Consider the following 20,856-nt stretch of genomic DNA (forward strand, 5'->3'; position numbering starts at 1 on the left):
ATCAAGAAGGAATATTTGATGCGCATCATCCTCTTCAGCAGCCAGACCTACGACCGCGAGAGCTTTCTCGCCCAACCGTTGCCCGACGGTATGCAACTGCAATTCCAGCCGGCCCGGCTGAACCTCGACACCGTGGCCCTGGCCGAACACCACGAAGTGGTCTGCGCCTTTATCAACGATGACCTCAGCGCCCCGGTGCTGGAGCAGTTGGCCAACGGCGGCACCCGCCTGATCGCCCTGCGCTCGGCCGGTTACAACCATGTCGACCTGTCCGCCGCCAAACGCCTGGGCCTGACTATCGTGCGGGTGCCGGCCTATTCGCCCCATGCGGTGGCCGAACATGCGGTCGCACTGATCCTGGCCCTCAATCGCCGCCTGCACCGCGCCTACAACCGTACCCGCGACGGTGACTTCAGCCTGCATGGCCTGACCGGTTTCGACCTGGTGGGCAAGACCGTCGGCGTGGTCGGCACCGGGCAGATCGGCGCCACATTCGCCAAGATCATGGCCGGGTTTGGCTGCCAGTTGCTGGCCTACGATCCTTACCCCAACCCGCAGGTCGAGGCCCTTGGTGCCCGGTATGTGAGCCTGCCGCAGTTGCTGGGCGAATCGCAGATCATCAGCCTGCATTGCCCGCTGACGGCGGACAGCAAACACCTGATCAACGCCCAAAGCCTCGCTCATATGCAGCCCGGCGCGATGCTGATCAATACCGGGCGCGGCGGCCTGGTGGACACCCCGGCGCTGATCGACGCACTCAAGGACGGCCAGCTCGGCTATCTGGGGCTGGATGTGTATGAAGAAGAGGCCCAGCTGTTTTTCGAAGACCGCTCGGACTTGCCCCTGCAAGACGACGTATTGGCGCGCCTGCTGACCTTCCCCAACGTGATCATCACCGCCCACCAGGCCTTCCTGACCCGCGAGGCCCTGGGGGCGATTGCTGGCACGACCCTGGCCAACATCGCGGCGTGGGCTGGCGGGCAGGCGCAAAACCTCGTCGAAGGATGATCAGCGGTCACATAGCCGCGCCATGATAGGTGGCGGCCCGTGATAGGATGCCGCGCCTATTTGGAGGATCCATGGCCGAACACGATTTCCGCTTCAGCTTGCTGAGCCCGCAACACACCCTGATCGAATGCCGCGCCCTGGTGCCGGGCCGTTATCAAGTCACCGGCAACGGTGGCTCGATCAAGAACGGCGACGTTCTGATCGTCACTCTGCGCGGCAGCAAAACCCTGTCGATGCGCCTGACCGTCGAAGGCGATGCGCGCTACTCCATCCGCCCGGCGGGCCAGTGGGTCGCCATGGCCCAGGGGCCGAAGTTCGGCGAGTTGGAGATTCACACTTGGAAGGTCAACTGCGACAGCTGCGACAACGTGCTGGAGTTTGAATTCGCGGTGGAAACCAAGCTGACCAAGGAACCGCTGCAACCGGCCGCCACTGCGCGGGTCACCGAGTTGGGCTGGGCCACCCTGGGTGACAAACACCGTTGCCCTAAATGCCAGCAGGCTGCGCAATGAAAGCCCTGCTGATGCTGGCCGTGCTGGGTGCAGGCCTTGCGGGCTGCGCCAGCGACGAGGTCAAGCTCAAGCAGGATCACAGCTACGTGGTGGAATGGATCGGTGAGCGGCCGCTGATGGATTACGCCCACCTGACCGTCACCCTCGGCGCCGATGGCCGGGCCTACGGCAATGGTGGCTGCAACCATTGGTTCGCGCCCTATACCCTGGATGGCGACAAGCTGAGCTTCGGCAAGGTCGGCAGCACCCGCAAACTCTGCGCCGAAGCGCTGATGGAGCAGGAACACCGCTTCTTCCAGGCCCTGCAAGGCGTGCAGCGCTGGGACATCTCGCCGATCGAACAGACCCGTTTCTGGCCGGCTGACGGCAAGCCGTTGCGGTTGTGGCTGGAAGAAGGCTGATCCAGCCGTATGGCAATCCGGCTCTTCTGTGGGAGCTGGCTTGCCTGCGATTGTATCGCCTCGGTCTGGCTGACAGACCGAGTTGCCCGCATCGCAGGCAAGCCAGCTCCTACATTTAACCGCGCAACGCTTTGAGCTTGGCCAACACCCCTTCCGCCGTCTGCTCACCCATCAGTTGCTCGCGCACCTTGCCCTTGTCATCAATGATGTAGGTCACCGGCAAGGCTTCACTGCGGGGAATGTCGAAGATCCCGTCCGGGTTCTGCGCCAATACAGTGAACTTGATGCCCAGTTTCTCACTGGCGCTCTTGAGTTCTTCACCCTGGACGTTGTCGAAGTTCACGCCGAACACCCCCACCGACTGGCCCTTGAGCTGTTCAGCCAAAGCGTTGAGTTCAGGGATTTCGGTACGGCACGGGCCACACCACTCGGCCCAGTAGTTGACCACCAGCCATTGCTTGTCCAGGCGTTCGGCGGCCACTTTCTGACCGTATTGGTCAACGCCATAATCATTGCCACAGCCACTGAGCAGCAGTGTGCCGATGATTGCCAATGCGCCTAACAGTCGCCTCGTCATGGGGTAATCCTTCGTAAAAATGAACATTGGCTGCGGCCTATCGCCTCTCATGGTTTAAGGACGTGACGCAGCGCGGGTAGAATACCCGCCACCTTACGCAAGATGCGACCCGCACATGACCGATCTGACGCTTTATCACAACCCGCGCTGCTCGAAATCCCGCGGTGCGCTCGAATTGCTGGAAGCCCGTGGCCTGACACCCACCGTAGTGCGCTACCTGGAAACCCCGCTCGACGCCGTGCAATTGCAGGCCTTGCTGGGCAAGCTGAAGCTCAGCGCGCGGCAACTGCTGCGTACTGGCGAAGACGAATACAAAACCCTCAATCTGGCTGACACCCGCCTCAGCGAAGCGCAACTGATTGCCGCCATCGCCGCTCATCCGAAACTGATGGAACGCCCGATCCTCGAAACCGCCGACAAGGCTGTGATTGGCCGCCCGCCAGAGAACATCCTGGAGCTGGTTTCGTGAGTGCGCCGTATGTGCTGGTGTTGTATTACAGCCGCAACGGCTCGGTGAGCGAAATGGCCCGGCAGATAGCCCGGGGCGTCGAGCAAGCCGGGCTTGAGGCGCGGCTGCGCACCGTGCCGGCCATCTCCAGCGAGTGCGAAGCCGTGGCGCCGGACATTCCGGTGGACGGCCCGCTGTACTGCAGCCTCGACGACCTGAAGAACTGCGCCGGCCTGGCGCTGGGCAGCCCGACCCGTTTCGGCAACATGGCCGCGCCGCTCAAGTACTTTCTCGATGGCACCAGCAACCTGTGGCTGACCGGCGCCCTGGTCGGCAAACCGGCGGGTGTGTTCACCTCCACCGCCAGCCTGCACGGTGGCCAGGAGACCACGCTGATGTCGATGCTGCTGCCGCTGCTGCACCACGGCATGCTGATCACCGGCCTGCCCTACAGCGAACAAGCCCTGCTCGACACCAAGGGCGGCGGTACGCCTTATGGCGCCAGCCACCATTCCGGTGCCGACGGCAAGCGCGCACTGGATCAACATGAAATCGCCTTGTGCCGCGCCCTCGGCCTGCGCCTGGCGAAGACCGCCGCGCTACTGGAGAACGGCCGTGGCCAGGAAGCCTAAGGTACTGCCGCCCCAGGCGTGGCTGGAGCCACGGGTCAAGGCGGCGCGGGTGTTGAGCCTGCTGGCGTTTTTGGGTTTGGTGGGGTTGCTGTGTGCCTACTACCTGGTGTTCGCCGACCTGCACGGCGCCCGACCGTGGGTGATTCTGCTGATCGAGCTGGTGCCGCTGCTGTTGCTGGCGCCGGGGATGATCCTGGGCAGCGCGCGCGGGCATTCGTGGATGTGCTTTGTGGTGAACTTGTACTTCATCAAGGGCGCACTGGCGGCGTATGACCCGAACCGGCAGTGGTTTGGTGTGCTGGAGATGCTGGCGAGCCTGGCGGTGTTCTGCACGGCGCTGATGTATGTGCGTTACCGGCATCAACTGAATCGGCGGTTGGCGGGGGAAGGTTTGCCTGCCTGATGCTTTTGTAGTGCCTGACCTGCCGCTATCGCAGGCAAGCCAGCTCCCACAGAGGAATGCATTCCACGTGTGGGAGCTGGCTTGCCTGCGAAGGCATCAACCCGGTATCAATGATTCACGGTGTAAGCCAACATCATCGACAACTGGCACATCGGCCGCCCGCTCTCGGCATGCCACTGGTTGAACGCGCCTTGCACCGTGGCCAGGTCCCGCAGGCTGGTGGGTACCTTGTCGACAATCTTCTGCGCATTCAGCGCCGCCACCACGTCATAGCTCGGCACGAACGTGTCCTTGCCCACCATCCGCAAAAAGCGCGGCGCCGACAGGCCGCCCAACTGGTGGCCGTGCTTGCTCAGGTATTTCCACAGGCCGACGATATCGGTCACCGGCCAGTCGGCAATCAGCGCACCGAAGCTGCCTTTTTCCTTCTCGATATCCAGAATCATCTGCGCATTGCGCGGCACGCTTTTGAGCTTGCCCAGGTGGCGGATGATGCGTGTGTCCTGCATCAGCCGCTCCAGGTGCTCGGCGCCCATCAGCACGACTTTTTCCGGGTCAAAGCCAAAGAACACTTGCTCGAACGCCGGCCACTTGGCGTCCACCACACTGTGTTTGAGCCCGGCGCGAAACACTCGCAGCGACAGGGTCGACAGGTAACGGTCATCGCTGATCTTGCGCAGTTTCGCCGGGGTCAGGGGCACAGGCAGGTGGGCTTCCAGCTCGGCCGCCGAACCAAACCGGTTCAGACAATATTCGTGCAGCCACTTGTAATCGCGCATGCCCTCTCCTAAGGATTGAAATGAAAACGGCGCCCAGGAGCGCCGTCTGTCAGAGCAGTGAAACGGCTCAGAGGTTCACTACGTTGACGAAGCGCGACGCCGCACTTTCGTCGATACGCAGGCTGGTGAAGTCGAACAGGTTACGGTCAGCCAACTGCGACGGCTGCACGTTCTGCAGACTGCGGAAGATGCTGTCGACGCGGCCCGGGGTCTTGCGGTCCCAGTCCTGGAGCATGTCCTTGACCACCTGGCGCTGCAGGTTTTCCTGGGAGCCGCAGAGGTTGCACGGGATGATCGGGAATTGCTTGAGGTCGGAGTACGCCTGGATGTCCTTCTCATGGCAGTAGGCAAGTGGGCGGATCACCACGTTGCGCCCGTCATCGGCCCGCAGCTTGGGCGGCATGGCCTTGAGGCTGCCGTTGAAGAACATGTTGAGGAAGAAGGTTTCGACGATGTCGTCGCGGTGATGACCCAGGGCCATCTTGGTCGCGCCGATCTCGTCGGCAAAGGTGTAGAGCGTGCCACGGCGCAGGCGCGAACACAGCGAGCAGGTGGTCTTGCCTTCCGGGACCAGTTCCTTGACCACCGAGTAAGTGTCTTTCTCGACGATGTGGTACTCGATCCCCAATGCCTTGAGGTAGGCCGGGAGCACATGCTCGGGAAAGCCCGGCTGCTTCTGGTCCATGTTCACGGCGACAATGTCGAACTTGATCGGCGCGACCTTTTGCAGGTGCATCAGCACGTCGAGCATGGTGTAGCTGTCTTTGCCGCCAGACAGGCAGACCATGACCTTGTCGCCCTCTTCGATCATGTTGAAATCGGCGACTGCCTCACCGGCCTGGCGACGCAGGCGTTTTTGCAGTTTGTTCTGGTTGACCGTAAGAGTGCCCATGGCGCTTGGATCCGCGAAAGGTGTGTGACGAAAAGCCGGGTATTTTACCGGGATGGACCACCGAGTTCCAATGTGGGAGCGGGCTTGCTCGCGAATGCGAAGTGTCATTCGCCAGGTATTTCGCTGACCCACCGCATTCACGAGCAAGCCCGCTCCCACATTTGACCGCAATCCAATCAACAGACCCCGCCGCGATTAAGCCCAATGTTTACAGCGCAATTTGCTCTAAAGCCCCACACTTTTTCCGGTCATGACTTCCTATACTGCGACATAAGGTCGCACATATATCCAGACCTTTCAGGCCAATTGGCCCGTGGGCGCTCCACTGGGGGGCGATGGTAATAACGACAGGAGTGACTGGCATGATCCATCACGTCGTGGGACTTTTCACCCACCCCGATCAGGAATGGCGGGAAATTCGTGGCGATAAAGAAGAAAGCATCGGCCATATGTACCTCACCCACACGCTGATTCTCGCGGCGATCCCCGCTGTATCAGCGTTTATCGGTACCACTCAGGTAGGTTGGGTCATCGGCAGCCGCGCGCCGGTGATGCTGACGGTGGAAAGCGCGTTGTGGATGACCATCATGTCCTACGCGGCGATGCTCGGCGGCGTGGCGGTGATGGGCGCTTTCATTCACTGGATGGCACGCACCTATGACGCCAACCCCAGCATGGCGCGCTGCGTGGCGTTTGCCACCTATACCGCGACACCGCTGTTTGTCGGCGGGCTGGCGGCACTGTACCCGCACATGTGGCTGGGGATGGTCGTTGGCACGGCCGCCATTTGCTACACGGTGTACCTGCTGTACGTAGGATTGCCGACCTTCATGAACATCCACCCGGACGAGGGCTTCCTGTTTTCGAGCTCGGTACTGGCGGTAGGCCTGGTGGTACTGGTGGCGATCATGGCCTTCACCGTGATTGTCTGGGGGCTGGGCGTAGGCCCGATCTACACCAACTGACGCGGTTTACCCGCAGGAAAAGCCACCGCAAGGTGGCTTTGTGCGTTATGCATGACCATTCGGCGCCTGACAGATTCGGATACACCCTTGTTTGCGGCATACTGGACGTCTCTGGAGATATGTACAGCATGCCCGAGCAACTCAATACCCGCGTCGAAGATTGTTTCCTGCAAGCCGAATCCTTTTTCAAACGAAGCTTCAAACGCCCCCAGGTCAGCCTCAAGCTGCGGGGCCAGAAGGCCGGTGTCGCGCATTTGCACGAGAACCTGCTGCGCTTCAACCCGCAGCTGTACCGTGAAAACAGCCAACACTTCCTTAAACAGACGGTCGCCCATGAAGTGGCGCACCTGATTGCCCACCAATTGTTTGGCGAGCGCATCCAGCCCCATGGCGAAGAATGGCAGTTGATCATGCGTGGGGTTTACGAACTGCCGCCGGATCGCTGCCACACCTATGAAATCCAGCGGCGGCGCGTGACGCGGTATATCTACCGCTGCCCGTGTGCGGACAGTGACTTTCCGTTTTCGCCACAGCGTCATGGGCTGGTGAGCCAGGGGCGGCGGTATTTGTGTCGCAGGTGTCGGCAGACTTTAGTATTTACCGGGGAAACCCGCGTCGAGTGAGGTTTGTGGTGCTTGTAAGGCCCTCTTCGCGAGCAAGCCCGCTCCCACATTTGACCGAGTTCCACCTTTGGAATGCGGTTGAATGTGAGAGCGGGCTTGCTCGCGAAGGGGCCGGCCCAGGCGCTACTGAATCACCTTGGCACGCCGCAAATCATCTATCTGCTGAGCACTGAAGCCCAACTCCACCAACACCTCATCCGTGTGAGCGCCCACCGCCGCGCCTATATGCCTGGCCGCCGGCAAGCCCTCGGAAAACTTCAGCGGGCAGGCGATTTGCGCCTGGCTGGAACCATCGCCCCGCGGCACCTGGCTGACCAGCTCCCGGGCTTTCAACTGCGGGTGCTCAACGGCCTCGCTCAGATTCAGGACCGGCTCGACACACGCATCAAGCCCGGCAAACAGCTCACACAGCTCATCAAAGCTGCGTTTCTCGAACTCGACCTGCAGCGCCAGCTTGAGGGCTTTCTGCTGCTCGAGTTTGGGCGACAAGCCCTGCGCCGCCAACTCGGGGCACCCAAGGGCCGTACACAGCTGCTGCATAAAGCCCGGCTCCAGGCTGCCCACCGACAACCACCGCCCTTCCCGCGAGCGGTAATAGTCATAGAAGCTGCCGCCATTGAGCACCTGGTTCTCCCACGCCGGCTCCACGCCGCACGCCAGGTAACCCGCGCCGGCCATGGCATTCAGGCTGAAGGCGCAGTCGGTCATGCTCACGTCCAGGTATTGCCCCACCCCGCTCTGCTGCCGGGCAATCACCGCCGCCAGCAAGCCGATCACCGCATGCAACGAACCTCCGCCCACGTCGGCCAACTGCACGCCCAGGGGCAACGGCCCGCTGTCCTGGCGCCCGGTGTAACTGGCGACACCCGCAAGGGCCAGGTAGTTGATGTCATGGCCGGCACGGTCCTTGTAGGGCCCGGTCTGGCCGTAGCCGGTAATGGAGACGTAGATCAGCTTCGGGTTGATCGCCCTCAATGCCTCGTAACCCAGGCCCAGGCGCTCCATCACCCCGGGCCGAAACTGCTCAAGGACGATGTCATGGTCCGCCACCAACTGCCGCACGATCGCCACCGCCTCGGCCTGCTTGAGGTCCAGGGCCAGGCTACGCTTGTTGCGGTTGAGGTAGGCATGGCTGGCCGACACGCCCTGGTCATGGGGCGGCAATACCCGCAGCAGGTCCATGCGCGTGGGGGATTCGATGCGCAACACCTCGGCGCCCATGTCGGCCAGCAGCAACGAGGCGAACGGCCCCGGCAGCAAGGTGGAGAAATCCAGTACTTTGAGGGACGCCAAGGGACCTGACATGGGGACTCCGATTCCGATTCGATTGGCCACAGAGTAGGCAAACCTGGCGCTCAGCAGCAATCACATAAACCATCATCCGGAGTGACTGATGTTTTGCGCAGGCATAAAAAAACCCATCCGAAGATGGGTTTTTCACACAGGGTGCAGCCTTACTTGACGGCGGTTGGAGCCGGGCCTTCGGCCACGCCCAGATCGTCTTCTTCACGGGTGTCGGAGATACCGCGACCACCGGAAGCCAGTTCGACTTGCAGCTTGTCTTCGTCCAGTTCCTTGACCCACTTGGCCACAACCAGGGTGGCAACCGCGTTGCCTACCAGGTTGGTCAGTGCGCGGGCTTCGGACATGAAGCGGTCGATACCCAGGATCAGCGCCAGGCCGGCAACCGGCAGGTGGCCAACAGCCGACAGGGTAGCGGCCAGTACGATGAAACCACTACCCGTCACGCCAGCAGCGCCTTTGGAGGACAGCAGCAGTACCAGCAACAGGGTGATCTGGTGGGTGATGTCCATGTGGGTGTCAGTCGCCTGGGCGATGAACACGGCGGCCATGGTCAGGTAGATCGAAGTACCGTCCAGGTTGAAGGAGTAGCCAGTCGGGATAACCAGGCCGACGACCGACTTTTTGGCGCCCAGGCGTTCCATTTTGATCAGCATGCGTGGCAGTGCGGATTCGGACGAGGAAGTACCCAGTACGATCAGCAGTTCTTCACGGATGTAGCGGATCAGTTTCAGGACGCTGAAGCCGTGTGCGCGGCAGATGGCGCCCAGCACCACGACCACGAACAGGATGCAGGTGATGTAGAAGCAGATCATCAACTGACCGAGCTGCACCAGCGACCCTACGCCGTAGGCACCGATGGTGAACGCCATGGCGCCCAGGGCACCGATTGGCGCGAGCTTCATGATCATGTTGATGATGTTGAACATCACGTGGGCAAAGCGATCGATGAAGTCCAGCACCGGCTTGCCGTAGGCACCCAGGCGATGCAGGGCGAAACCGAAGATCACCGAGAACATCAGGACTTGCAGGATGTCACCGGTCGCGAACGCACCGACGATGGTGTTCGGGATCACGTTCAGCAGGAAGCCAACGATGCTCTGGTCTGCACCGGCAGTCACATAGGCAGCGACTTTAGAGGCGTCCAGGGTAGCCACGTCGATGTGCATGCCGGCGCCCGGTTGCACAACGTTGACCACGATCAGGCCGATCAGCAGGGCAATGGTGGAGACGACTTCGAAGTATAGCAGCGCGTAGCCGCCGGTTTTGCCGACCGATTTCATGCTTTGCATGCCAGCGATGCCGCTGACAACGGTGCAGAAGATGATCGGGGCAATGACCATTTTGATCAGCTTGATGAAGCCGTCACCCAGTGGCTTGAGGGCCACGCCGGTCTGCGGGTAGAAGTGACCGAGCAAAATACCGATAACGATTGCAACGATCACCTGGAAATACAGGGATTTGTACAGTGGCTGACGAGTCGTCATTGCAAAGTTCCTCAATCGTCCCGTGTGGCAAATATCCGCCATTGCCCACGACACTTGAATTGCGAACCCTCCTGCACTGGAGGGATTTGTTGTTTGAGAGCCCGCTCAAGGCCGGTCTCCCTGCGCTCTCTATCGCAAGCGTCGTGCCACTTTTACTGAAAACCGCTGAAGGCCTTTAGACATCAGCCCTTGGGCGATTTTCATTTTGAGACAACGCCTACAGACAGTGGCGGATTTCCGCCTACTCATCTGATCTCGTCCTACAATTTGGCGGATATCCGCCTTGTTGCACCCCCACAGGATGGCTAACATCCGCCACTCAATGGACGAGGCCCCTCATGCGTGAACGTACCATCGCCAGTCATTACGCCCGGGCCGCTCTAGGCGGTGCTCGTCGAGCCGGCTACGACTATTCGGGCCTGCTGCAGCAAGTGGGCATTACCCCGGAACTGCTGAGCGAACCCCGCGCCCGCATCGCCCCGGAGCAATTCACCCGGCTGTTGCAAATGCTGTGGCTGGCGCTGGATGACGAATACCTGGGTTTCGCCGAAGGCCCGAGCAAGCGCGGCACCTTCGCCATGATGTGCCACGCGCTGATTCACTGCCGCACCCTCGAGAAGGCTCTGGAACGCGGCTTATTATTTTATAGCCTATTCCCGCAGGGTCCGCGCTGGCGCCTGACCCGTGAAGGGGAAATGGCCCGCTTGAGCCTGGACGACTCGCAGCTGTGGGACCCGGATCACTTCCTCAGCGAATGCCTGCTGGTAATCTGGCATCGCCTCGGCAGTTGGCTGATTGGCCAGCGCATCCGCCTGGACCAGGCCACCTTCAGCTACCCGATGCCGCCCCACGCCGGTGAGTACGACTTGCTGTTCCCCTGCCCACAGGTGTTCGCCGCGCCCACCAGCAGCCTGGTATTTCCCAGTCGCTACCTGAGCCTGCCGCTGCTGCAGGACGAACGCACCCTCAAGCACTTCCTTGAACGCTCACCGGCCGACCTGCTGTCACGGCCGGATGAAGGCGACAGCCTGAGCAGCCAATTGCGCCGCTTATTGAGCCGCGACCGCACGCCGTGGCCCGACCTGGAAGCCGTCGCCCAGCACCTGCATATCAGCCCGCAGACCCTGCGTCGGCATTTGCGGGAGGAAGGCACCAGCTTTCAGGCGCTCAAGGATGAATTACGCCGGGACATTGCGATTTACCATTTGGGGCGGGCGGATTTGTCGTTGCAGGAGATCGCCGAGCAGCTGGGGTTTTCCGAGCCGTCGGCGTTTCATCGGGCGTTCAAGAAATGGACCGGGCTGACGCCGGGGGCCTATAGAGCGCAGGAAAGCTAGGTGTGTATTGATGCGACTGGCCTCTTCGCGAGCAAGCCCGCTCCCACATTTGACCGAGTTCCACCTTGGGAATGCCATCGAATGTGGGAGCGGGCTTGCTCGCGAAGAGGCCGGCACAGCCAATAAAGATCAAACAGCCGGGAAGTGGATCTTGAACGCCGCGCCACCCAGCGGTGAATCCCCAAGGGTCAACCGTGCGCCGTAGCTTTCAATGATGTCCTTGACCACCGCCAGGCCAATGCCCTGCCCCGGATGCTGGCGGTCCAGGCGTTCGCCCCGTTGCAGGATGCGCGCACGCTGGTCCGGTGGCACGCCGGGGCCGTCGTCTTCAATGCACAGTTCGGTGCCTTCCAGGCTTTCCTGCAAGGTGATGCGCACTTCGCTCAGGCACAGGCGATAGGCGTTTTCCAGCAGGTTGCCGAGCAGCTCCAGCAAGGCCCCCTTCTCAATGGGCACGTCGCATTCTTCCGGCAGTTCAAAGGCGACCTTCACACCCTTATCGCGGTAAACCTTGTCCAGCGTGTCGCACAGGCTTTGCAGCACCGGTTCCAGCCGCACCTGGTGACGCACCAGGCCGCTTTTACGCAGGCTGGCGCGCTGCAATTGGTAGCTGATCTGCTGGCTCATGCGCTCGATCTGCGATTGCAGCACCCAGGCCTGGTCCCGATCTTCGGGGCGCTGGGCCATGTCTTCGCTCACGCCTTGCAGCACCGCCAACGGAGTTTTCAGGCTGTGGGCCAGGTCATCCAGGGAATCGCGGTAACGGGTGCGTTGCTCGCGCTCGCTGTGGAGCAGACGGTTGAGGGAGCCGGTCAGACGCAAAAGTTCGCGAGGATGTTGTTCACTGAGACTTTCCCGCGTGCCGCCTTCGATTTCATCCAGTTCCTGGCTCAGCCGCCGCAACGCTTGCAGGCCCCAGGTCAGGCCCAGCCACAACAGGGTCAGCAGCACCAGCAAGGCGGCGCCGAAGCCCAGGTAGAGGTTTTCCCGCAGGCCTTCGAGGGTCAGTTGGTATTCGCGCACCGGTTGCAGGGCGACAATACTGAACGCCGCGCTCTTGCCGCCCAGCAGCTTGACCTCGACGTCGTAGACAAAAAATTCCTGGCCGTTGGCCTCGCGGATCCGTGCAAACTCGTTGCCGCGCCCGTCATAGCGCGGCTTGTAGTTGATGTTCTCTTCCTGGGTCGCGCGCGAACGCCAGACCAGATGGCCTTCGCGGTCATAGATGTAGCCCAGCAAACGGCTGTCGGTGAGGTTGAAGCGCTCATCCGGCAACTGCGCAGGCATCAACAGGCGATTGTTTTCAACCCGGGCCGCCGAAATCAGCGTGGTGACATCCGACGCCAGGCGCTGCTCGATGGAGTCCTGCAGAGCCAGGCTGAAGGCGCCCTGCATGGCGGGCAACAAGGCCAGCATAAACAGCACGGCCAGAGTGGTGGCCGCGAGCATCAAACGCACACGTAACGAGCGAATCAACGGCAGCGCTCATTAAACAGGTAGCCCAGACCGCGCACGGTGTCGATCGGCTTGAACCCCGCCGGGCCTTCCAGCTTGCGGCGCAGGCGGCCTACCAGCACTTCGATGACGTTCGGATCGCGCTCGTCGTCATCGGGGTAGAGCTGTTCCATCAGGCGGTCCTTGGCAACCACCTGTTGATGGTGACGCATGAGATATTCGAGGATGCGGTATTCGTAGGCGGTCAGCGCCAGCGGCTGTTCGTCGAGGGACGCCTGCTTGCGATTGAGGTCCAGCAGCAAGGGCCCGGCGACGATGGTCGACTGGGTGAAACCGCTGGAGCGGCGCAGCAGTGCGTTCATCCGCGCTTCCAGCTCTTCGAACTGGAACGGCTTGACCACATAGTCGTCGGCACCCGCAGCCAGGCCTTCGACCTTGTCCTGCCAGTTGCCGCGAGCGGTCAGGATCAGGATCGGGAACGTCTTGGCCTGGGCGCGCAGTTGGCGGATCAGGTCCAGGCCGCCCATACCGGGCAGGCCCAGGTCGATGATCGCCAGGTCGTGGTTGAATTGCCCGGTCTGGTACAGCGCCTCTTCGGCGTTGGCGACGGCCTCGACCACGTGACCGCTGTCGGTGAGGCGGGTCAACAGGTGATGACGCAGCAACGCCTCATCTTCGACAACCAGCAATTTCATAAAGCTCTCCAAGGCAAATCAACTTTCCAACTGGGGTATATCATAGCGGCCTTGCAGGTCTTGCTGGCGCAGTTTACTGCCGTTGAAGTGACCTGACAGGTTTTCATTGCCCACGCGATAGTCCGACTGCGGGCTGTGCTGGCCCAGGGACTGGCCCCATGGAGCCGCCTGCTCGCCGGCATCCTCGAAGCTCACCCGCTGGAGAAGGCTGTAGGGCTTTTTGCTCTTCTCTTTGGAGAAACCCGCGAAGCTGGCATCAGAGGCCTGGACGCCAGCAGTGGCGCTGAGCATGGTTAACGCCAACATCAGCTTCTTGATCGCAGTCATGGTCTACCTCATACGCTTTGGCTTTGGGTACGGGGCCAGACTACGCAGCCCCCGCTGAACTCCCCCTGAACACTCTCTGAACCTGGGCTGAACCGAGGCCGGCTACTGTGTAAAGAGTTATTTACGTATCCCCCGCCCCAGGCTATCCAGCGGCCCTCCAACTCGGCAAAATACCTGGCATGAATTCCCTACCCGCCTGCTGCACCCCACTTGATGCCCATTGGCCGCTGCCCGTTGCCTTGCCCGGCACGGTCTTGCTGAGCACCCGTTTTGACCCGGCGCTGCTGGCCATCGGCGACTTCCAGCGCAGTGCCGTGTCGCCGCCCGCGAGCATCCAGCGGTCGGTGGCCAAGCGCCAGGCGGAGTTTCTGGCCGGTCGCCTGTGTGCCCGCGCGGCCTTGCAACAGTTGGACGGGCTGGATTGTGTGCCGGCGATCGGCGAGGACCGCGCGCCGATCTGGCCTGCCAATATCAGCGGCTCGATCACCCACAGCACCGGCCACGCGGCAGCCATCGTCGCCCACAAGACACAATGGCGCGGGCTGGGGATGGACCTGGAGAACCTGCTGACCCTGGAGCGCGCGGAGCGCCTGGCCGGGGAAATCCTGACACCGGATGAATTGCAGCGCATGGGCGCCGGCCCGCGAGAGCAGATCGCGCAACTGGTGACGCTTACGTTTTCGGCCAAAGAGAGCCTGTTCAAGGCGCTCTACCCGATCGTGCAGAAGCGCTTCTATTTTGAGCATGCCGAGTTGCTGGAATGGTCGGATACCGGCCATGCGCGGCTGCGGTTGCTGACAGACCTGTCGGCAGAGTGGTGCCATGGCAAGGAGCTGGAGGCGCAGTTTGCGGTGGATGATGGGCAATTATTGACCCTGGTGGCCGTAGCAGCTGTCGAGCCTTAGCGAGGCTGCGTCGGGAGCGCCGCCGATGTAGAGCCAGGCGCGAAACCGAGTTGGGGCCAACGCAGCCTCGCCAGGGCTCGACAGCTGCTACGGGCGGGGTTTCTCTTGGTCCCGTGGCCAACTCAGACTGAAACACGCGCCACCCAGGTTGTTGCTCTTGCTGATCAACGCCCGGCCGCCGTGCCAATAAATGATCCGCCGCACAATCGACAATCCCAACCCGTGCCCACCCGACGCGCGAGTACGGCTGTCATCCAGGCGCAGGAACGGGGTGAAGATCCGCTCCCAGGCGCTTTCCGGTACGCCCGGGCCGTCGTCTTCCACGTCGATGCGGCAACGCACCTGACCCACCTGGTAACTGATCAGCACCCTCCCCTGGGCATGGCGCATGGCGTTGCTCACCAGGTTTTGCAGCGCTCGATGCAGGTAACGCGGTTCGGCCTCCACCCACGCATCATCCCAATGGGCAGAAGACAGGCAGATGCCCCGCGCCACGTTGATTTCCGGGCGCAGCGGCGACAGTTCATCAATCACCTGATCAAGCAACGCGCTGAGGTCGACCCGCTGGAAATTCAGTGCCGGCGAACCCTGCTCCAGTCGCGCATAAGTCAGCATTTCATCTACCAGGCCGTCAAGGTCCTGGATGTCGCTGTCCATGCCTTCCATGTACTTGCGCCGCGCTTCAGGCGTGGCCGCGTCGCCAATCATCTCCAGACCGAACCGCAGGCGCGCCACCGGGGTGCGCAACTCATGAGATACCGCGCGCACCAGTTCGCGCTGGATCGCCAACAGACGTTGCAGGTGTTCGGCCATGCCATTAAACGCCGCCGCCAGGCGCCCCACCGAATCGGCGCCCCGGGCCGGCACCCGCACTTCCAGGCTGCCCTTGGCGATGCGCGTGGCGGCAGCTTCCAGGCCACTCAAGCGCCGCTCCAGTTGGCGCACCAGTAAATAGACGATCAAGCCGATCAGGGTCAGGCTGATCAACGCGATCAGGATCAGCCACTGCGGTGGGTACGGGTTCATCTGGTACAGCGGGCCGATTTCCAAGACCCACGGCGTGCCGACCATCCCGGCAAACACCCGGATCGAATCACCGCCCTTGCCCAGGGCCATCACCGTATCGCCCTCGGACACGCGGCGGCGCTGGTCTTGGTCCATGTCCGCCTGATCGAGCATCACCAAGTGCATCTCGAAACCAAAGCCCTTGGCCTCTTTCAGGTCCGCAAGTTTTTGCGGTTGCTCGGCCACCGGGAAACGCACCAGCTCATCGGCCAGCAGGTAAATGGTCGCACGGGCCAGTTGTTCGCTGATTTGCTGGACTTCGCCGGTGAGTAACAGTTGCTCCTGATCACTGACCAACCGCAGCACCCTGGCCGCGTGGGGGCCGGTTTGCTCCACCAACACCTGGCCGCGTTGCAGTCGGGTGCGCTGGCTCAGGTCCAGATGCGCCTCGGCCACGGTCTGCAATTCCAGCGGGATGCCCAGCAAGCGCTCCCACACTGCCAGGGCGCGGCGGCGTTCGATGGCGCTCATGGGTTGCAGGTTGTCGCCCATCAGCGCGAAGGTGCCATGGGCCAGGCGCTCGCGGTACTGGCCGCTGCGCACTTCATTGAGCAGGTGCAGGGCCAGTACGCCGAGCAACGCCACCAGAATCAGCGCCGCGCACATGCCGCCGTAGATGCGCAGGAAGATCGAGTTCACGGCGTAAGTTCAGCAGCGGCTTCGGGGACGAACAGGTAGCCTTTGCTGCGAATGGTCTTGATCAGGCGCGGGTGGATCGGGTCGTCGCCGATTTTCGGGCGGATCCGCGAGATGCGCACGTCGATGGAGCGGTCCTGGCCGTCGTAGCCAATACCGCGCAAGGCAGTGAAGATTTCTTCCCGGGACAGGATCCGGCCGGCATTCGCCACCAGCAGCCACAGCAGGTCGAATTCGGCGCTGGTCAGTTCAATGCCACCGTCGTGCAACCAGGCTTCACGCAGGGCGTTGTCCACCACCAGCGGGCCGAATTGCAGGCGCCGCTGTTTTTCGGGGATGGCCGGTTCAACGCTTTCGCTGCGCCGCAGCAGGGCCTGGATGCGTGCCAGCAACAGACGCGGGCGTACGGGTTTGCACACGTAGTCGTCGGCGCCCATGTCCAGGCCCAGCACCTGGTCCATGTCGTCGGTGCGCGCAGTCAGCATCAGGATCACCCCGTCGTAGTCCTCGCGCACCTTGCGGCAAATGCTCAGGCCGTCTTCGCCGGGCAACATCAGGTCGAGGATCACCAGGTCCGGCTGTTCGGCAATAATCCGCGCGGCCGCCAGGGCCCCGTTACCCTCCACCGACACCCGCAGGCCGTTGCTCTCCAGATAGTCACGGGTCAACTCGGCCAATCGCTCGTCGTCCTCGACAATCAATACCTGCCAGGCTTCATGCTCCACGGGTGACCTCGATGTCCATATAGAAAGGAAGATGCCCCCCGTATTTTTGTCATGTTGGGGGTGCATAACACAGCGTGTATCCGGGCCGATTGTAGCAACGGGCCAGCCCTCTGGCACAAGCGCGCAAATGCGTTCGGACATCGTATTTTTTTGTGATAGGGTTCGCGCCCGCAAAAATCCAACCGGATGTTTTTACCTCGGAATATTCGGTGACAAACGGCGCGATGCAGCAGTACTGCGGCCTACACGCCTGTTCCACGTTTCATACACATTTTACCCACAGCGTTATCCACAGGTAGTGCGTTGCCATACCCCCGAAAACGCATTATCTTGTAGGTCGTCGCCAAAAAAACCCTACATGTAGGGTTTTTGAGCGAAAAGACCAAACACAAATCAGACAAGAAACTCAAGTTCTTTCTTGCTCCTGTTTGGTTGAACTTAAGCCTTTTTCAGAAGACCAAACCGCGCACGCGGATGGCAGCCGTTTTTAGCCCCGATCAGGCAGAAACGGTACGGGTGTTGCAGTACGAAGCAGTCACCCACCAGGAATACGGTAAAGAGCCCCAAGCTTGTACCGAAGACTTCGGCATGGAAGCGGCGCGAACAGCTCCCTTCCTCCTGTCCCGAAGTTGTTATGCCAGGCCCTTGGCCTGTTGTAAGTGCTTCAGGACGGAACGGTGGGCACCGTGATGGTGCCCAAATAAATATAGAATGTGGAGACAACCCCCCATGCAAACCGACACAACTCGCGAGAACCCGCAAGGCTCCGTGCCGCAGGCCGCCGATTCGAACCTGGATCTGTCCGCCACCGCGCCCGGCCAACTGCGTGTGATCAAGCGTAACGGCACTGTCGTTCCTTACACCGATGACAAAATCACCGTCGCGATCACCAAAGCGTTTCTTGCAGTTGAAGGCGGCACCGCTGCTGCCTCGTCGCGCATCCACGACACCGTTGCGCGCCTGACCGAACAGGTCACCGCAACGTTCAAGCGTCGCATGCCATCGGGCGGCACCATCCACATCGAAGAAATCCAGGACCAGGTCGAACTGGCCCTGATGCGTGCCGGCGAGCAGAAAGTTGCCCGCGACTACGTGATCTACCGTGACTCCCGCGCCAAGGAACGTGCCGTACGTTCCCCGGCTGAAGAAGCTGCCGTACAAGCTCACCCGTCGATCCGCATCACCCTGGCCGACGGTACGTTTGCACCGCTGGACCTGGGCCGCCTGAACACCATCATCACCGAGGCCTGCGAAGGCCTGGAAGAAGTCGATGGCGACCTGATCCAGCGCGAAACCCTGAAGAACCTGTACGACGGCGTGGCCCTGACCGACGTCAACACCGCCCTGGTGATGACCGCCCGTACCCTGGTTGAGCGTGAGCCGAACTACTCGTTCGTGACCGCGCGCCTGCTGATGGACACCCTGCGTGCCGAAGGCCTGGGCTTCCTCGGCGTCGCCGACAGCGCCACGCACCACGAGATGGCCGACCTGTATGCCAAGGCCCTGCCGGCGTACATCGCCAAGGGTATCGAATTCGAATTGCTGAACCCGATCCTGGCCACCTTCGACCTGGAAAAACTCGGCAAGGCGATCAACCACGAGCGCGACCAGCAGTTCACCTACCTGGGCCTGCAAACCCTGTACGACCGTTACTTCATCCACAAGGACGGTATCCGCTTCGAACTGCCGCAAGTGTTCTTCATGCGCGTGGCCATGGGCCTGGCGATCGAAGAGAAGCAGAAAGAAGACCGTGCCATCGAGTTCTACAACCTGTTGTCGTCCTTCGACTACATGTCGTCGACCCCGACCCTGTTCAACGCCGGCACCCTGCGTCCACAGCTGTCGAGCTGCTACCTGACCACCGTGCCGGATGACCTGTCGGGCATCTACCACGCGATCCACGACAACGCCATGCTGTCCAAATTCGCGGGCGGCCTGGGTAACGACTGGACGCCGGTGCGTGCACTGGGTTCCTACATCAAGGGCACCAACGGCAAGTCCCAAGGCGTTGTACCGTTCCTCAAAGTAGTGAACGACACCGCTGTAGCCGTGAACCAGGGTGGCAAGCGCAAAGGCGCTGTGTGTGCCTACCTGGAAACCTGGCACATGGACATCGAAGAGTTCATCGAACTGCGCAAGAACACCGGTGATGATCGTCGTCGCACCCACGACATGAACACCGCCAACTGGATCCCAGACCTGTTCATGAAGCGTGTCTTCGATGACGGCCCGTGGACCCTGTTCTCGCCATCCGAAGTGCCCGACCTGCACGACCTGACCGGCAAGGCCTTCGAAGAGCGTTACGAGTACTACGAAGCCCTGTCCCAGTACCCAGGCAAGATCAAGCTGTTCAAGACCATCCAGGCCAAAGACCTGTGGCGCAAAATGCTGTCCATGCTGTTTGAAACCGGCCACCCATGGCTGACCTTCAAAGACCCGTGCAACCTGCGCAGCCCGCAGCAGCACGTGGGCGTGGTCCACAGCTCGAACCTGTGCACCGAGATCACCTTGAACACCAACAAGGACGAGATCGCCGTTTGCAACCTGGGCTCGATCAACCTGCCGAACCACATCGTCAACGGCAAGCTGGACACCGCCAAGCTGGAACGCACCGTGAACACCGCCGTTCGCATGCTCGATAACGTTATCGACATCAACTACTACTCGGTACCACAGGCGCAGAACTCCAACTTCAAGCACCGTCCGGTCGGTCTGGGCATCATGGGCTTCCAGGACGCGCTGTACCTGCAGCACATTCCTTACGGTTCGGACGCTGCAGTCGAGTTCGCCGACAAGTCCATGGAAGCGGTCAGCTATTACGCGATCCAGGCTTCCTGCGACCTGGCCGACGAGCGCGGCGCCTACGAGACGTTCCAGGGTTCGCTGTGGTCCAAAGGCATCCTGCCGCTGGATTCGCAACAGATCCTGATCGAGCAGCGTGGCCAGAAGTACATCGACGTTGACCTGAACGAATCCCTGGACTGGGCACCGGTACGTGCCCGTGTACAGAAAGGCATTCGTAACTCCAACATCATGGCCATCGCACCGACCGCGACCATCGCCAACATCACCGGCGTATCGCAGTCGATCGAACCGACCTACCAGAACCTGTATGTGAAATCGAACCTGTCGGGCGAATTCACCGTGATCAACCCGTACCTGGTTCGCGACCTGAAAGCCCGCGGCCTGTGGGACTCGGTGATGATCAACGACCTGAAGTACTACGATGGTTCGGTGCAGCAGATCGAGCGCATCCCGCAAGAACTCAAAGAGCTCTACGCGACTGCCTTCGAAGTGGACACCAAGTGGATCGTCGACGCCGCCAGCCGTCGCCAGAAGTGGATCGACCAGGCTCAGTCGCTGAACCTGTACATCGCCGGCGCATCGGGCAAGAAGCTGGACGTGACCTACCGCATGGCTTGGTACCGTGGCCTGAAAACCACTTACTACCTCCGTGCCCTGGCCGCCACCAGCACCGAGAAGTCGACCATCAACACCGGCAAGCTGAACGCTGTTTCCAGCGGCGGCAACCACGGTGATGATTCGGTTCTCGCCGCACCTGCCGGTCCAGCGCCAGTGCCAAAAGCCTGCGCGATCGACGAGCCGGATTGCGAAGCTTGCCAATAAGCTGAGCCGGTCCCGGGCTTGAATGCCCGGGATTGAAAAGCCCGATAAACCCCGA

General features: G+C 61.3%; 21 protein-coding genes. 11 read left to right on the top strand and 10 right to left on the bottom strand.

The features are described from left to right. Positions 1–18: 18 nt before the first annotated feature. The 3 genes from JFU58_RS01960 (at position 19) to JFU58_RS01970 (ending at position 1,921) form a co-directional block, all read left to right on the top strand. Positions 19–1,008, top strand: coding sequence for a 2-hydroxyacid dehydrogenase (locus tag JFU58_RS01960; protein WP_201139757.1), 990 nt, complete (start codon positions 19–21; stop codon positions 1,006–1,008). 71 nt (positions 1,009–1,079) lie between these two features. Beyond that, positions 1,080–1,520: a hypothetical protein gene (locus tag JFU58_RS01965; RefSeq protein ID WP_004371378.1), complete on the top strand. Its 441-nt coding sequence runs from the start codon at positions 1,080–1,082 to the stop codon at positions 1,518–1,520. Beyond that, positions 1,517–1,921, top strand: a complete 405-nt coding sequence (locus tag JFU58_RS01970) for an META domain-containing protein (RefSeq protein ID WP_004371380.1) — start codon at positions 1,517–1,519, stop codon at positions 1,919–1,921. Before JFU58_RS01965 ends, JFU58_RS01970 begins: the two co-directional genes overlap by 4 nt. Positions 1,922–2,036: 115 nt before the next feature. Here JFU58_RS01970 and JFU58_RS01975 read toward each other — a convergent pair whose 3' ends face one another. Further along, a complete protein-coding gene (locus JFU58_RS01975) occupies positions 2,037–2,498 on the bottom strand; it encodes a TlpA disulfide reductase family protein (protein WP_004371382.1) in 462 nt (153 codons plus the stop codon). Positions 2,499–2,613: 115 nt separating this feature from the next. Between JFU58_RS01975 and arsC the strand changes: the two genes are divergently transcribed. Genes arsC through JFU58_RS01990 form a run of 3 tightly spaced genes read left to right on the top strand, consistent with a single transcriptional unit; the run spans position 2,614 to position 3,981 of the window. Next, on the top strand, positions 2,614–2,967 hold the full coding sequence (arsC, locus tag JFU58_RS01980; RefSeq protein WP_093207235.1) for an arsenate reductase (glutaredoxin): 354 nt from the start codon (positions 2,614–2,616) through the stop codon (positions 2,965–2,967). Next, positions 2,964–3,578: an NAD(P)H:quinone oxidoreductase gene (wrbA, locus tag JFU58_RS01985; RefSeq protein ID WP_017475837.1), complete on the top strand. Its 615-nt coding sequence runs from the start codon at positions 2,964–2,966 to the stop codon at positions 3,576–3,578. Before arsC ends, wrbA begins: the two co-directional genes overlap by 4 nt. Then, a complete protein-coding gene (locus JFU58_RS01990; protein ID WP_063027902.1) occupies positions 3,562–3,981 on the top strand; it encodes a DUF2069 domain-containing protein in 420 nt (139 codons plus the stop codon). Before wrbA ends, JFU58_RS01990 begins: the two co-directional genes overlap by 17 nt. Before the next feature lie 107 nt (positions 3,982–4,088). On the opposite strand, the gene JFU58_RS01995 is transcribed toward JFU58_RS01990, so the two are convergent. Both JFU58_RS01995 and ttcA read right to left on the bottom strand, forming a co-directional pair. After that, positions 4,089–4,760 (bottom strand): DNA-3-methyladenine glycosylase I, encoded by a 672-nt coding sequence (locus JFU58_RS01995; protein ID WP_063027900.1) that lies wholly within the window; start codon positions 4,758–4,760, stop codon positions 4,089–4,091. Between the two features lie 67 nt (positions 4,761–4,827). Then, positions 4,828–5,652, bottom strand: a complete 825-nt coding sequence (gene ttcA / locus JFU58_RS02000; RefSeq protein WP_177025734.1) for a tRNA 2-thiocytidine(32) synthetase TtcA — start codon at positions 5,650–5,652, stop codon at positions 4,828–4,830. 362 nt (positions 5,653–6,014) lie between these two features. On the opposite strand from ttcA, the gene JFU58_RS02005 reads away from it, so the two are divergent. Together JFU58_RS02005 and JFU58_RS02010 are read left to right on the top strand one after the other, a co-directional pair. After that, a complete protein-coding gene (locus JFU58_RS02005; RefSeq protein WP_063027896.1) occupies positions 6,015–6,617 on the top strand; it encodes a Yip1 family protein in 603 nt (200 codons plus the stop codon). 128 nt (positions 6,618–6,745) lie between these two features. Next, a complete protein-coding gene (locus JFU58_RS02010) occupies positions 6,746–7,240 on the top strand; it encodes a SprT family zinc-dependent metalloprotease (RefSeq protein ID WP_026077778.1) in 495 nt (164 codons plus the stop codon). 123 nt (positions 7,241–7,363) lie between these two features. On the opposite strand, the gene JFU58_RS02015 is transcribed toward JFU58_RS02010, so the two are convergent. Beyond that, on the bottom strand, positions 7,364–8,545 hold the full coding sequence (locus tag JFU58_RS02015; protein WP_063027894.1) for a CaiB/BaiF CoA transferase family protein: 1,182 nt from the start codon (positions 8,543–8,545) through the stop codon (positions 7,364–7,366). A 149-nt stretch (positions 8,546–8,694) separates the two neighbouring features. After that, complete coding sequence (locus JFU58_RS02020) at positions 8,695–10,029, bottom strand: dicarboxylate/amino acid:cation symporter (protein ID WP_017475844.1); 1,335 nt, start codon at positions 10,027–10,029, stop codon at positions 8,695–8,697. Positions 10,030–10,367: 338 nt separating this feature from the next. Between JFU58_RS02020 and JFU58_RS02025 the strand changes: the two genes are divergently transcribed. Next, complete coding sequence (locus tag JFU58_RS02025; protein ID WP_063027892.1) at positions 10,368–11,366, top strand: AraC family transcriptional regulator; 999 nt, start codon at positions 10,368–10,370, stop codon at positions 11,364–11,366. Between the two features lie 129 nt (positions 11,367–11,495). On the opposite strand, the gene JFU58_RS02030 is transcribed toward JFU58_RS02025, so the two are convergent. From JFU58_RS02030 to JFU58_RS02040, 3 genes are read right to left on the bottom strand one after another with little or no spacing between them, the layout of a single operon-like run. Further along, the gene (locus JFU58_RS02030) at positions 11,496–12,842 is read right to left on the bottom strand and encodes an ATP-binding protein (RefSeq protein WP_093207214.1); all 1,347 of its coding nucleotides are present in this window, start codon (positions 12,840–12,842) and stop codon (positions 11,496–11,498) included. After that, complete coding sequence (locus JFU58_RS02035) at positions 12,839–13,516, bottom strand: response regulator transcription factor (RefSeq protein WP_003214228.1); 678 nt, start codon at positions 13,514–13,516, stop codon at positions 12,839–12,841. The genes JFU58_RS02030 and JFU58_RS02035 overlap by 4 nt, the downstream gene beginning before the upstream one ends. A gap of 18 nt (positions 13,517–13,534) precedes the next feature. Continuing rightward, positions 13,535–13,843, bottom strand: a complete 309-nt coding sequence (locus JFU58_RS02040) for a hypothetical protein (protein ID WP_177025732.1) — start codon at positions 13,841–13,843, stop codon at positions 13,535–13,537. Between the two features lie 179 nt (positions 13,844–14,022). Here JFU58_RS02040 and JFU58_RS02045 point away from each other — a divergent pair, with 179 nt between their 5' ends. Then, positions 14,023–14,748 (top strand): 4'-phosphopantetheinyl transferase family protein, encoded by a 726-nt coding sequence (locus JFU58_RS02045; RefSeq protein WP_177025731.1) that lies wholly within the window; start codon positions 14,023–14,025, stop codon positions 14,746–14,748. Between the two features lie 87 nt (positions 14,749–14,835). Here JFU58_RS02045 and JFU58_RS02050 read toward each other — a convergent pair whose 3' ends face one another. Both JFU58_RS02050 and JFU58_RS02055 read right to left on the bottom strand, forming a co-directional pair. Next, positions 14,836–16,452, bottom strand: coding sequence for an ATP-binding protein (locus JFU58_RS02050; protein WP_063027886.1), 1,617 nt, complete (start codon positions 16,450–16,452; stop codon positions 14,836–14,838). After that, a complete protein-coding gene (locus JFU58_RS02055) occupies positions 16,449–17,174 on the bottom strand; it encodes a response regulator (RefSeq protein ID WP_177071175.1) in 726 nt (241 codons plus the stop codon). Before JFU58_RS02055 ends, JFU58_RS02050 begins: the two co-directional genes overlap by 4 nt. 729 nt (positions 17,175–17,903) lie before the next feature. On the opposite strand from JFU58_RS02055, the gene JFU58_RS02060 reads away from it, so the two are divergent. Continuing rightward, on the top strand, positions 17,904–20,801 hold the full coding sequence (locus tag JFU58_RS02060; RefSeq protein WP_063027882.1) for a ribonucleoside-diphosphate reductase subunit alpha: 2,898 nt from the start codon (positions 17,904–17,906) through the stop codon (positions 20,799–20,801). Positions 20,802–20,856 lie beyond the last annotated feature (55 nt).

It is taken from the genome of Pseudomonas sp. TH34, from assembly GCF_016650865.1.
Taxonomy (GTDB): domain Bacteria; phylum Pseudomonadota; class Gammaproteobacteria; order Pseudomonadales; family Pseudomonadaceae; genus Aquipseudomonas; species Aquipseudomonas yamanorum.

Coding starts and splice junctions, on each gene's coding strand:
- JFU58_RS01960 (WP_201139757.1), top strand. CDS start 19: ATGCGCATCATCCTCTTCAGCAGCCAGACCTACGACCGCGAGAGCTTT.
- JFU58_RS01965 (WP_004371378.1), top strand. CDS start 1,080: ATGGCCGAACACGATTTCCGCTTCAGCTTGCTGAGCCCGCAACACACC.
- JFU58_RS01970 (WP_004371380.1), top strand. CDS start 1,517: ATGAAAGCCCTGCTGATGCTGGCCGTGCTGGGTGCAGGCCTTGCGGGC.
- JFU58_RS01975 (WP_004371382.1), bottom strand. CDS start 2,498: ATGACGAGGCGACTGTTAGGCGCATTGGCAATCATCGGCACACTGCTG.
- arsC (WP_093207235.1), top strand. CDS start 2,614: ATGACCGATCTGACGCTTTATCACAACCCGCGCTGCTCGAAATCCCGC.
- JFU58_RS01995 (WP_063027900.1), bottom strand. CDS start 4,760: ATGCGCGATTACAAGTGGCTGCACGAATATTGTCTGAACCGGTTTGGT.
- ttcA (WP_177025734.1), bottom strand. CDS start 5,652: ATGGGCACTCTTACGGTCAACCAGAACAAACTGCAAAAACGCCTGCGT.
- JFU58_RS02005 (WP_063027896.1), top strand. CDS start 6,015: ATGATCCATCACGTCGTGGGACTTTTCACCCACCCCGATCAGGAATGG.
- JFU58_RS02010 (WP_026077778.1), top strand. CDS start 6,746: ATGCCCGAGCAACTCAATACCCGCGTCGAAGATTGTTTCCTGCAAGCC.
- JFU58_RS02015 (WP_063027894.1), bottom strand. CDS start 8,545: ATGTCAGGTCCCTTGGCGTCCCTCAAAGTACTGGATTTCTCCACCTTG.
- JFU58_RS02020 (WP_017475844.1), bottom strand. CDS start 10,029: ATGACGACTCGTCAGCCACTGTACAAATCCCTGTATTTCCAGGTGATC.
- JFU58_RS02025 (WP_063027892.1), top strand. CDS start 10,368: ATGCGTGAACGTACCATCGCCAGTCATTACGCCCGGGCCGCTCTAGGC.
- JFU58_RS02035 (WP_003214228.1), bottom strand. CDS start 13,516: ATGAAATTGCTGGTTGTCGAAGATGAGGCGTTGCTGCGTCATCACCTG.
- JFU58_RS02040 (WP_177025732.1), bottom strand. CDS start 13,843: ATGACTGCGATCAAGAAGCTGATGTTGGCGTTAACCATGCTCAGCGCC.
- JFU58_RS02045 (WP_177025731.1), top strand. CDS start 14,023: ATGAATTCCCTACCCGCCTGCTGCACCCCACTTGATGCCCATTGGCCG.
- JFU58_RS02060 (WP_063027882.1), top strand. CDS start 17,904: ATGCAAACCGACACAACTCGCGAGAACCCGCAAGGCTCCGTGCCGCAG.